Source organism: Enterococcus infantis, from assembly GCF_049166715.1.
In the GTDB taxonomy this organism is placed as follows: Bacteria; Bacillota; Bacilli; order Lactobacillales; family Enterococcaceae; genus Enterococcus_C; species Enterococcus_C leclercqii.
The window spans coordinates 38923-50626 of record NZ_JBMHFB010000012.1 but is presented as its reverse complement, the minus strand read 5'-3'; the positions used below and the strand labels follow the sequence as shown (position 1 = coordinate 50626).

General features: G+C 45.6%; 9 protein-coding genes. 1 reads left to right on the top strand and 8 read right to left on the bottom strand.

Annotation, left to right across the window (positions count from 1 at the left end; translation table 11 throughout):
• Positions 1-180: 180 nt before the first annotated feature.
• Genes ACOMA8_RS13400 through ACOMA8_RS13390 form a run of 3 tightly spaced genes read right to left on the bottom strand, consistent with a single transcriptional unit; the run spans position 181 to position 5127 of the window.
• A complete protein-coding gene (locus ACOMA8_RS13400) occupies positions 181-2028 on the bottom strand; it encodes an ABC transporter ATP-binding protein (RefSeq protein ID WP_161898744.1) in 1848 nt (615 codons plus the stop codon).
• 13 nt (positions 2029-2041) lie between these two features.
• The gene (locus tag ACOMA8_RS13395; RefSeq protein ID WP_421371354.1) at positions 2042-4432 is read right to left on the bottom strand and encodes an ABC transporter ATP-binding protein; all 2391 of its coding nucleotides are present in this window, start codon (positions 4430-4432) and stop codon (positions 2042-2044) included.
• Positions 4429-5127, bottom strand: coding sequence for a TetR/AcrR family transcriptional regulator (locus ACOMA8_RS13390; RefSeq protein ID WP_421371352.1), 699 nt, complete (start codon positions 5125-5127; stop codon positions 4429-4431). Before ACOMA8_RS13390 ends, ACOMA8_RS13395 begins: the two co-directional genes overlap by 4 nt.
• A gap of 376 nt (positions 5128-5503) precedes the next feature.
• Here ACOMA8_RS13390 and ACOMA8_RS13385 point away from each other — a divergent pair, with 376 nt between their 5' ends.
• Positions 5504-6343: an HAD family hydrolase gene (locus ACOMA8_RS13385; protein WP_161898747.1), complete on the top strand. Its 840-nt coding sequence runs from the start codon at positions 5504-5506 to the stop codon at positions 6341-6343.
• A gap of 234 nt (positions 6344-6577) precedes the next feature.
• Here the strand turns inward: ACOMA8_RS13385 and ACOMA8_RS13380 are convergent, their stop codons facing one another.
• From ACOMA8_RS13380 to ACOMA8_RS13360, 5 genes are all read right to left on the bottom strand, one after another.
• A complete protein-coding gene (locus ACOMA8_RS13380; protein WP_421371350.1) occupies positions 6578-7150 on the bottom strand; it encodes a TetR/AcrR family transcriptional regulator in 573 nt (190 codons plus the stop codon).
• 414 nt (positions 7151-7564) lie between these two features.
• Positions 7565-9220, bottom strand: a complete 1656-nt coding sequence (locus ACOMA8_RS13375) for an amino acid ABC transporter ATP-binding/permease protein (protein ID WP_421371347.1) — start codon at positions 9218-9220, stop codon at positions 7565-7567.
• The gene (locus tag ACOMA8_RS13370; protein WP_421371345.1) at positions 9210-10973 is read right to left on the bottom strand and encodes an ABC transporter ATP-binding protein/permease; all 1764 of its coding nucleotides are present in this window, start codon (positions 10971-10973) and stop codon (positions 9210-9212) included. The genes ACOMA8_RS13375 and ACOMA8_RS13370 overlap by 11 nt, the downstream gene beginning before the upstream one ends.
• The gene (locus tag ACOMA8_RS13365; RefSeq protein ID WP_421371343.1) at positions 10970-11368 is read right to left on the bottom strand and encodes a YbaN family protein; all 399 of its coding nucleotides are present in this window, start codon (positions 11366-11368) and stop codon (positions 10970-10972) included. The genes ACOMA8_RS13370 and ACOMA8_RS13365 overlap by 4 nt, the downstream gene beginning before the upstream one ends.
• Complete coding sequence (locus ACOMA8_RS13360) at positions 11365-11664, bottom strand: nitrous oxide-stimulated promoter family protein (protein WP_421371341.1); 300 nt, start codon at positions 11662-11664, stop codon at positions 11365-11367. The genes ACOMA8_RS13365 and ACOMA8_RS13360 overlap by 4 nt, the downstream gene beginning before the upstream one ends.
• Positions 11665-11704: the final 40 nt, after the last annotated feature.

Sequence of the window (11704 nt, the reverse complement as noted above, 5' to 3'; positions counted from 1 at the left end):
CTTGGTGAGTGTGTTTTAGTCGACTTCATTCTATCAATTTGGGTATCTCTTTTTCTATACTTTGCATACAAAAAAAGTGTTGGAAGAAAATCGGAGATTTTCCACCAACACTAAATATTGTAGAACCAAAAAAAGCAGCGACACCGTCTATAACAAGACGATGTCACTGCTTTTTTTAAATCAGCCAGCTAATTCTTCAAATTGAGAATTGTACAAAGCGGCATAGTAACCGTTTTGAGCCAGCAATTCTTCGTGGGTTCCTTGTTCTTTGATATCTCCGTCTTGCATGTACAAGATCTTGTCAGCATCTTTGATTGTCGACAAACGGTGAGCGATAACAAAGGATGTGCGGCCAGCCATTAAGTTATTCATGGCTTGTTGGATCAAGACCTCTGTACGGGTATCGACAGAAGAGGTAGCTTCATCCAGGATCAAGATCGGTTTGTCTGCCAAAATTGCCCGGGCAATGGTCAACAACTGCTTTTGACCTTGGGAAATATTGGAGGACTCTTCGTTCAGTTCCATGTTGTAACCGCCAGGCAAGCTCTTGATAAAGTGATGGACGTGGGCAGCTTTGGCGGCTTCATAGACTTCTTCGTCTGTGGCATCCAAATTCCCGTAACGCAAGTTGTCCATGATGGTGCCTTTGAACAGCCAAGTGTCTTGCAGTACCATCCCGATATTTTTACGCAAATCGGCGCGGTTAAAGTCTCTGATATCGTGTCCATCAATTTTGATGGCACCGGAATTGACATCGTAAAAACGCATCAACAGTTTCACCATCGTGGTTTTACCCGCTCCGGTAGGGCCGACGATTGCCACCATTTGACCCGGATCCACATGAGAGCTGAAGTCATTGATGATGATTTTGTCTGGAGAGTATCCAAAGTGAACGTGTTCAAAGTCTACCATGCCCTCTACATGATCCAGTTTAACCGGATTTTCAACGGTTTGGGCTTCTTCTTCTTCACCGAGGAATTCAAAGACACGTTCAGCTGCGGCTGCCATGGATTGCAGCATGTTGGAAACTTGTGCCAACTGTGCGATTGGTTGTGTCAGGTTGCGGACATATTGGATAAAGGCTTGAATGTCCCCGACGGTAATTGTCCCGTTGAAGGCCATGATCCCACCGATAATCGCAACTGCCACATAACCCAAGTTACCGACAAAGTTCATGATTGGTTGCATCAAACCTGAGAGAAATTGTGATTTCCAAGCAGATTTATACAGAACTTCATTTTGTTCTTTAAATGTATTCAATGCATTTTCTTCGTCATTGAACAAATGAACGATATTGTACCCGCCAACAGTTTCTTCTACTTGACCATTGATAATCCCCAAGAATTTTTGTTGAGTAGCGAAGTGTTTTTGTGAGAACTTCACAACGAACAGGATCAAAACTAAGGAAATGGGTACGATCAAAACGGAGATACCTGTCATTTGTACGGAAATCGACAGCATCATCACGATAACCCCTACAATGGTAAACGTGGAGGTGATCAACTGTGTCACAGACTGGTTCAACGATTGTCCCAGCGTGTCCACATCATTGGTAATTCGTGACAAGACTTCACCGGTGGTCCGACTTTCAAAATAGTTCATCGGCATCCGGTTGATCTTTTCGGAAATTTCTTTTCGCATCCGATAGGTAATCTTTTGAGTGACTGTGGACATGATCCAACCTTGCATCACTCCGAACAAAGAAGCAATCAGGTACAACGCCAGCAAGAATACCAGCGTTTGACCGATCTTATCAAAATTGATTCCGCCGGTGCCTTCATACTTCTTCATCAGGCCGGTGAAAAGTTCAGTGATGGCTTTGGACAAAATCTTTGGTCCCCAGATATTGAAGACAGTCGATGCTGCCGCAAAGATCATAACGAACAAGACGGCGATTTTATAATTGGCCATGTAAGAAACTAACTTTTTAATGGTTCCTTTGAAATCTTTGGCTTTTTCGCCGCCACCCATGCCGCCGCCCATTGGTCCGCGGCCGCCACGTGGTTGTTTTTGTGTATTTTCTGCCATTTTCTGCGCCCCCCTATTCTGCTTCCAGACCTAATTCGGCATTGCTCAACTGGGAAGAAGCTATTTCTTGATAAACTGGTGAAGTCGCCATTAACTCTTCGTGAGTCCCTTGCGCCACGATCCGACCTTCATTCAAGACGATGATGTTATCGGCGTGGAGGATTGTTGAAATCTTTTGAGCCACGATGATTTGGGTGATTTCTTTGACATTTTCTGCTAGTGCCCGACGCAGCGCTACATCTGTTTTGTTATCCAAAGCAGACAGTGAATCGTCGAAGATCAAAATCTTCGGATCTTTAGCCAGTGCCCGAGCGATTGACAAACGTTGCTTTTGACCACCGGAAACGTTGGTCCCGCCTTGAGAAATAGCACGATCATAGCCGTCTTCATTTGACTTGATGAATTCTTCGGCTTGCGCGATTTCTGCTGCTTTTTTCATCTGTTCATCTGAAATGCCATCAACGTTCCCAAACTTGATGTTGGATGTGATATCTCCGGAGAAGAGTACGCCTTTTTGCGGCACAAATCCGATGAGTTCATGCAGTTTGTGCAGGCTCATCTGACGGATATCAACGCCATCAATGGTGATGCGCCCAGTCGTCACGTCAAACAATCGTGGAATCAAATTGACTACTGTCGATTTACCAGAACCGGTAGATCCGATCAAAGCCGTCGTTTCTCCCGGTTTAGCGGTGAAGTTGATGTGATGCAAGACATCTTCATCAGCATCTGGATAACGGAAAGTCACACCTTCAAAAGTAACTTTTCCTTCAAAGTCATGATCGTCTTGCGGATCTTTTGGATCAGTGATAGTCGGTTTGGTTTTCAATACTTCGTCTACCCGGTTAGCGGAAACGTTCGCCCGTGGTAAGATGATTGAAACCATAGACAACATCATGAACGCCATAACAATCTGCATCGTGTAAGTGATGAAAGCCATCATATCCCCGACTTGCAGCTGACCGGCTTCCATGTTGTGACCGCCAATCCAGACGATTAACACAGAGATACCGTTCATTAACAGCATCATGATTGGCATCATGATGGACATCGCCCGGTTGACAAACAACTGGGTTTTCATCAAATCAGTGTTTGCACCATCAAAGCGTTTTTCTTCGTATTTTTCACGAGAGAAGGCCCGAATAACCGGCAGCCCCGTGATGATTTCGCGGGAGACCAAGTTGACCCGGTCTACCAGTTTTTGCAAGCTCTTGAATTTCGGCATTGTAAAGGCCAGCAAGGTCAAGACCAATGCCAAAACCATCGCAACTGCCAGGCCTACGATCCAGCCCATACCAGTCCCCGTCTTGTAAACTTCGTAAACCCCACCAAACCCTAAGATTGGCGCGTACAGCACCATCCGGATGGTCATCACCAGACCCATTTGGATCTGTTGAATATCGTTGGTACTGCGGGTAATCAGAGAAGCTGGTGAGAATTTTTCCATCTCGGAATTTGAGAATTTCAAGATTTGATCGAATTGTCCCAGCCGCAGGTTACGACCCACTGCAGAAGAAACCAATGCAGCAATCAACCCTACCAAAATCGCTGCAACAGCAGAGATCAAGGTCAGTTTCAACATTTCCGCACCTTTTTTAATCATGTAATCGGTTTGAATCTGTTTGGTATCTTTGTCCAATGCTTTGTATTCAGCCAAAGTCAATTGGATACCTACTGTTTTCATGGAGTCAGTCCCCATGTCCCCAAGACTGTCCGTCGTTTCTTTACGGGCAGCGGCGACTTTAGCCGGCATTTCGTCATTGGTTTTTTGAATTTGATCAGCCAATGTTTGAGCTTCATTGCCTTTTGCTTGGGCTTGTTCCCCTAATTCTTGGGCTTCAGCACCTTTGGCTTGGGCTGTTGCCATGTCACCGGCTGCTGCTGCAGTTTGGGCATCGGCACCGGCTGTTTTGGCTTGTTCGCCTAATTCTTTGGCTTCGTTGCCAAGTTCTTGGGCTTTTTTGCCATCCGTTCCCATCTTTTGATAGGTGTCAAGAATCTCTTTGCTGGCAGAAGCTTCTTTGGCATCTTTTGTTTGAGACGTTGCCAGCATAGTCATCGGCAATTCAAAGATTTTCGATAACTTCTCTTTGGTCATGCCTTTTTGCAAGTGCAGTTCGTAGACTGCGACTTCTTTACCATCGACTTTTTCAGTAGTCTTTTTGTAGTTGTCTTTGATTGTATCTTTTTCTTCATCGGTCATGAACAATTCGATGGCCGAGAGAGTGGATTCGCGGATAGAATCCGGGGCAACTTGTTCCAGCCCGCCTTGTTGGATCCCGACGTCAACGATATCCGACGTAATGCTCGGCAGCGTCAAGTCGCTGCGAGCCTGGATCCCCAAAAGGATCAGTGCTGCTACGATGGCATACCAGTATTTTCCCAGGTATTTGAATAATTTCACGGCTCATACCTTCCTTGCTCATTAGATTTTTCGTCGGGCTCTTTTAAAGCGCCGTTTTTCAGCCAACTCAATTTCAAATCGAAATCATGAATGGCCTTGCCAGTGTCTTGCTCTGTTGTTCCCATCAAGCGGCGGTAATCTTCTGCGATTGTCGAGAAAACCAAATGCATTAGCATCTTGAGCAGCAGTGCCAGCTCTTCCTGATTAGCAACTTTCAATCGGGAAAGATCAATCGTTTCGTAAAATGCCTGCGCATCTTTTTGCGAAAGCGGGCCATGATGGTGGTCGTGGTGATGACCGTTTCGATTCATGTGGGGGGCAACTTTATGAAACGAACGATAGTCCATATTCATGAACAAGTTCTTATAAAACGCCGCATTGTCGCCATGAAGCACTTCTTTTACCAACTTGTAAAAGTAGATCTCAATCCCTTTAAATAAGTCGCCGGCCGCTTCTTGCATCGCTTGTTGCAATTCCTGCTGCGAATTTCGCCGCATACTTTGAAAATAATAGAAGTACAAGTCTTCTTTGTCTTCAAAATACTGGTAGAAACTCCCCCGGGGAATTTCCGCATCTTTGATGATCCTGGCAATTGAGGCTTCACTCAAAGGAACACGGGAAAATTCTTTTTTGGCAGCGCTCATGATCCGGCTCTTCTTTTCATCTGTCAAATGAAAAAAAGTTTCCTTAGGCATATCGGTTCCTCCCAACTTTGCATGATTGTCATTTTATGAAAATGACGCCGCGTCATGTGACACTGTGTCAGTATACGCTTATTTTCATGGATTGCAAGCATTTGGATCATATTTATTAAAAGAATAGTAACTCTCTATTTTCGAATATTTTCATAATTCGGCAAAACAGTTATTATTTAATTTATTTAAAGTTCGGTGCTTTTCCACAGTTGCTTCCTTCTAGGCCAACTTTTCCCTGTTATCCCGTCGGTTTCAGTCCTGCAGCTTCATTTCCTACCTATTTTATGGGTATAATGGTAACGCTGAAACACAACAGATTCACCGCGTCTTGAACTGCGGAATATTATCAATTGCTAAACAAAGGATGTGCTGACTGATGAAAAAACCGATTGTCGCTTTTATGTATGATTTTGACCGGACATTGTGTACCAAAGATATGCAGGAATATTCCTTTATTCCCGAGTTGGGTGTAGATGCCCCGTCATTTTGGAAAGAGGTGGCCAAAGTCGCCGAAAATGAGAAAATGGATCGGATTATTTCCTATATGTATTACATGATTAAATCTGCCAAAGCTGAGGGTCTTCCCATCCGGCGCAAAGATTTCGTTGAGCTGGGTAAAGATGTCCAACTCTTTGCCGGTGTCGATACGTGGTTTTCCCGGATGAACGAGCTGGGAGCCAGCTTAGGCTTGGAAATCGAACACTACATCATTTCCAGTGGCTTGACTGAGATCATCGAAGGCACGGCGATTCATAGCGAGTTCAAAAAAATCTACGCCTGCGAGTTCCACTATGATGAGACGGGTGCTGCCGACTGGCCCGCCCTCACGGTCAATTACACCAATAAAACCCAATTTCTGTTTCGCATCAACAAAGGGGTTTTACCGATGAACGATGACGAACAGTTAAATGAATTTGTTGAAGACCGTAATCGCCGCATTCCTTTTCGCAATATGATCTATATCGGAGACGGGATGACGGATGTTCCTTGTATGAAACTGGTGAAAGTCAATGGTGGTCAGTCCATCGCTGTCTACACTGAAAAAGAGCGGGTCACAAGCCTCCTCACCAATCGACGTGTCGATTTTATCGCGCCTGCGGATTATTCTGTCGGCAGCCAGATTGATGAAATTTGTCAGACAATCTTACAAAAAATGGCGCTAGTCAACAAGCTGGTGGATCTGAACCATCAACAGCGAGACCAGGAGACCAACTAATCCTGTCCCGTTTTCCAAAGCGAATACTGTCAAAAGTGAGCTGCAATGAAAAGCCAAGTCACTTCCATTAAACTGTGGAGGTGACTTGGCTTTTTAGTGTTAAAATTTTAAACGCTGGCTTTCATATACTCAGGGTCCTGTCCCGGCTGCGAACTTTGACAGAAGGATTGCCACAGCACCTTCTCTTTTTGTTTCTAATCTTTCAGATTTCATAGCTTCTCTATCCTAGATAGTTCAGACACTTTCCAACTGAAGCAATTCTCCTTGAAAGGCTGTTGCAATCAAGGGCCGCAAAGCTGTACAAAACTGCGCTTTATCCACCCGGGCTCCTGTCATCACGGCAGCGCCAATCAGCACATACAGGTAATTATCATGGAGCTGCTCCAAGCGCAGCGTAGTTTCCGGCAGTGAAGCTGACCCGCGTTCCCACAGTTTTTGAAAATGACGACAAGAGGTTTGTCTGAGCTTTTTAGTTGTTTCCTCATTGCGGTTTTCCGAGAGAAACAATTGCGAAAACCAGTGATAATCTTTACGGACCCAGTGGACAAAGTAGTAGGCATATTCTTCAAATAGCTGCTCTGGTTCAAGATTTTCCAGACTGATGCCGTTTGCCAATCTTTGAAAAAAGTCTTTCACCAAAGCATCTTGCAAGCCCTGAATAGAGCCAAACTGCTTATAAATCGGCTGTGTACTCATATTCATATAGAACGCCAAATTACGGACAGTCAGCTTTTCAAAGCCGTTTTGAATAATAAAGCGTTTGGTCTTTTCCAAGATCATGCGGCGTGTATAGGTGATCCGTCTCATACAGGCGCCCTCCTTGCTTTTATTTACTGTTGCGGGGTTCCTTCCAGTCATTTCAGCATTTTGCACTGGGCACCCACAAAATAATCGCGTTTTCGTTTTTACTTTGAGGCTGCCCTCATTTTCCCGCCATTCAACATCGACTTTCTTCAAGACACGAGCCAGTTGAAACAGCTGCTGTCTAAAATTATACGCTCTGCAAAGGTTGCTACCAATAAGAAATTCTCAGTATCGCAAAACGCATGGTACTCTGACTTTTTACAGTCCTTTAACAGCTAAAAAAAAAGCCTCCCACGTAAAAGAAGAGCGCCGTTGATTTCGATACTTCTTATCGAAATCAGTGCGGATCGCTATTCTTTTACAGGAAGACTGATCTTTTTGTGTCAAAATTTCTTTGTTTCTGTTTTCTGTAACCCTTCAACGAAGCTGCAGACGGCCTTGTTCCAGTGTGAAGATATCATCGGCAGCTGCCAATGTGGTGTCACGATGGGAAACAAGTAGAATGGCTTTGTCTTCAAAATTCTGGATTGTCTCCAAAATTGCCAGTTCATTTAAATAATCTAGATTGCTAGTCGGCTCATCCAACAACAACAGCGGCGCATCATGTAAAAAGAGCCGGGCCAAGCCGATGCGTTGACGCTCTCCATCAGACAAGCTGCGAGCCAAACCGCCGATTGGAGTATCGTAGCCCTGGGGCAAATGGCTAATCCACTCATGGATTGCGGCCTTTTGTGCGGCTGCTTGAATTTCTGCCATAGTTGCGGCAGCTTTACCCAAGCGGATATTATTGGCGACGGTATCTTCAAACAAGAAGGTGGTTTGTTCGAAAAATCCTTCTGTCTGATGCAGAGAACTTTCCGTAAAACGCCGCAGCGAACGCTGATTCAAAAGCAAGTTGCCCCTCTCAGGATCCCAATAGCGCATCAGTAATTTGATCAGTGTACTCTTCCCGATTCCTGAAGGCCCGCTGATTCCCACCGTTTGTCCCGGGCTCAAGGTCAAATCAATATTTGACAAAATCGGCTTTGCGCCATCGGGATACCGGAAAGTCACTTGTTGAAAAGCAACTTCTGTAAAAGTAGTTGCCCCAGTCACTGGCTCTTGTGTTGGAAAGACCACTTGCGGTTCTTCCTGGAATAAATCGTAAAGCCGACGACCACTGGCGAAGGTCGTCAGTAAAGCTGCTCCCAAGCCATTCATAGAAAACGCCGGCCCAAAGCTGCTGAGGGTCAAAATCACGCTGAGTCCGATAATTTGTGGCGCCAAATTCAGCGCTACACCCAATAAGAACATCAAGACTGCTGTGGCCATCATGACCGTTTCTCCGGATACTGCCAGCTGAGTTCCCTGACGCAATTTTTTACGATAGGAATCATTGAGCTGCTCGCCGGCTGTAGTTAATTTTTCCAACCGCTCGGCTCCCAAATCAAACTGCTGAATCGTCGCCAGGCTCTGAATGCTTTCAGTCACCTGCTGATTCAACTCAGTAAAGAACGCGTGCTGTTGATCCGCAACGGCTTGATAGCGACGATACCCCCACAGCGGAATCACCAAGCCAACCATACACAGCGCCACTAACAAGAGCAGCTCCAGCTGCCAGGCCTGACTTCCCAGAAATCCCACAGTAGCTACGGTTGTCCCGATAAAGATAAAAAACGGTGAGACTGTGTGGGCGAAAAAGACTTCCAGTGCTTCCACATCTGAAGTCACTGCGGTAATAAAATCGCCGCTTTTGATGCTGACTAGTCGAGCCGGCCCTAATTTTCGCAGTTGGTGAAAAATTTGCTGGCGCAACAACGCCAGTAATCGAAAAGCAATATCGTGATTGCAATACTGTTCACCATATCGCGTGACTCCTCGTAAAATCCCCAAAGCAAGTAAGACCCAGATCGTTGCGGTCAAGGAAACCGGCTGATGATTGAACAACTGCCAGCCTTGATAAAAGCCAATCACAGGAATTGCCACTACCGACAGATTGCTGATGATGCCTAATAGAACGGCCAACAGCATCCGGCCTTTCAGTGGTGCCACAAAATGCAGCAGCCAGCTTAATAATTTCCCTTCACTTTTCATATGTCGCTGCACCTCCCAACACGGCTTGTTCCTGTGCAAAATAATCCTTGAAGAACCCAGCCGCTTCTTGCAGCTGTGTCGGCGTCCCTTGTTCTTGCAACAATCCGTTATTCAAGACAAACACCCGATCTGCAGCCAGCACATTGTAAAGACGATGGGAAATAAAGAGCACCACTTTGTCTTTAGCCAACTGGCGGATGGTCAACAGCAGTTGTTCCTCACTGACAGCATCCACTCCGGAAGTGATTTCATCAAATAGATAAAAATCAGCCTCCCGCAGCAGCCCTTGAGCGACCAACAGTCTTTGCCGCTGTCCCCCGGAAAGGTTGCCGCCGTTTTCGGTCAATGGCGTTTCCAACTGTTGGGGCATTTTTTTCACCTCAGCTGCCAGGGAAACTTGTTCCAAAGCTTGCCACAAACGCGCTTCCAGCTCAATTGGATTAGCAGAAAGCTCGGTACGACCAGCTTCCGAGAGGCCCAAGAGCAGATTTTCTTTGATTGTCGTAGGATACAAATACGTATGGCTATCAATAATGACTGCTTTATCCCGCAACGTCGCCCTCGTGAAGGCGGTCAGCTCGCGGCCGTTCCACAGCAATTCTCCTTGCCAATTTCCAAAGCGTCCGGCCAAAAGTCGCCCCAGCGTACTTTTCCCACTGCCGGAGCCGCCAACAAAAGCTGTAAAGCTACCCTTTGTTAAGGTTAGATCAATAGCGGATACAGCTGGCTGCTGTCCATCATAAGAAAACTGCAGTCCCACTCCGCGAATCTCTGTCAAAGGCTCGGCCAACGTTTCGTCGCCATACACCTGCTCGGGAAGTTCCAGATAGTTAAAAAGACGGCTGACTCCACTGATTCCGTTCATCGCGACGTGAAAAAGGGAACCCAGCTGTCGCATGGGAATAAAGACTTCTGCACTCAGCAATAAAAAGACCAATAAGCCCAGTAAATCCGTCTGTCTTGCAGCGTAGGCTTTAAGCGCAAAACCAATTCCCAGTCCGGCACCACCGTAGCTGATCAGATCCATGATTGTAATGGAATTCAACTGCATCGACAATAGACTCATGGTAATCTTGCGGAATCCTTCTGCTTCTTTGACCATTTCTTTTTCTTTGATTTCATCATAATCAAAAGCTTTCAGTACTCGAAAGCCCTGCAAGTTTTCATAAAAACGCGTGCCGAGATTCGTATAATCCCCCCAGTATTTGCTGAGAATTTTTTTGGCGATTTTCATGACTGCCATGATGACAATCGGAATCAACGGAATTCCTATCAATAAGACAACAGCCGGCTGCCAAGCAAATTGCAGCAAGGTGAAAAAGATTATCAGTGACGCCAAAAGACAATAAAACAGTTGTGGTAAAAATCTAGCATAATAGATTTCGATTTGTTCGATGCCGTCTACGGCTAACTGAGATAAAACAGACGGCGCCAATTGGTCTTCGCTATCTCCCAAACGAAAGGCTTTTTCCATTACTTGCTGGCGTAAACTGAGGCGCAAACGTGCCGAAGAGTCAAACAACTGCTGTTCCATCAAATAATGCAGAAGGGCCTTTCCCGCTACCCCCATTAAAATACCACCGGCCAAAAACCACGGTCCTTGTTGCGGCAGATTACCGGTCATTAAGCCTGAAACGCTCCAGGCAAGCAATAACCACATCCCGATAGACAAGCCTAACTGCCCCAAACGGAAAGCCACTAACAAAATCAGCGGCTTCTTGTCAGTAAATTCAAATAAACGTTTGTCGATCATTCTTGTATCCCGCCTACTTTCTCAATGGTCACTTTGCCTTTTTTAATCCTCAGGTACCAAGTCAGCCCGATAACATGGGCGACATAGACCAGCACCAGACAGATCCGCATCGGCGTATTATCCACCAGAATTCCCGGCAGTGCAAAGACGACTGCCATCATTGTAAACATCCGCACCATGCCTTTATTGGTAATTTTTTTCTTTACCAACGGCTCCTCCACATATTGTTTATACGTCGCTGAGTTGACAAAACGCTGATGCAGTTTCTCTGAGCTACGGAGCCAGAAAAAGCCCGTCAGCAGATAAAAAACGGTCGTCGGTAGAAATGGCAGAAAGATTCCCAGTGTCCCTAGTGCCAGAGTGATTGCCCCCAAAATAATGTACAGTAATTTCAATTCCTATATGCCTCCTTGATTGTTGCAGTCGCTTTCAAAACATTCCCACATTCTGTCGGCACCGGTTTACACCCTCGCAGCAAATGCCTCAGACTGGGAAATGACCGGTGGTACAATATGCGGGGGCCTGAACAACTCAAAATTTTTCGCTTTTTTTCTCGATAATCTGGTCGATAACCCTCAACCGGACATTTTTTACATGTCGGTTTGTCTTTACCGAAACGGCAGCGACTTAGATGTTTTTCAACATAACTTACCAGCTTTGCTTGAGTGATCCCGGTTTCTGTGCTTAACATAATTCAACCGGATCCGCTCGTAATCAGTTTCTGTTCGTCA

Excerpts from the sequence above, each read along its gene's own strand:
- ACOMA8_RS13400 (WP_161898744.1), bottom strand. The coding sequence starts at position 2,028 with ATGGCAGAAAATACACAAAAACAACCACGTGGCGGCCGCGGACCAATG.
- ACOMA8_RS13390 (WP_421371352.1), bottom strand. The coding sequence starts at position 5,127 with ATGCCTAAGGAAACTTTTTTTCATTTGACAGATGAAAAGAAGAGCCGG.
- ACOMA8_RS13385 (WP_161898747.1), top strand. The coding sequence starts at position 5,504 with ATGAAAAAACCGATTGTCGCTTTTATGTATGATTTTGACCGGACATTG.
- ACOMA8_RS13380 (WP_421371350.1), bottom strand. The coding sequence starts at position 7,150 with ATGAGACGGATCACCTATACACGCCGCATGATCTTGGAAAAGACCAAA.
- ACOMA8_RS13375 (WP_421371347.1), bottom strand. The coding sequence starts at position 9,220 with ATGAAAAGTGAAGGGAAATTATTAAGCTGGCTGCTGCATTTTGTGGCA.
- ACOMA8_RS13370 (WP_421371345.1), bottom strand. The coding sequence starts at position 10,973 with ATGATCGACAAACGTTTATTTGAATTTACTGACAAGAAGCCGCTGATT.
- ACOMA8_RS13360 (WP_421371341.1), bottom strand. The coding sequence starts at position 11,664 with ATGTTAAGCACAGAAACCGGGATCACTCAAGCAAAGCTGGTAAGTTAT.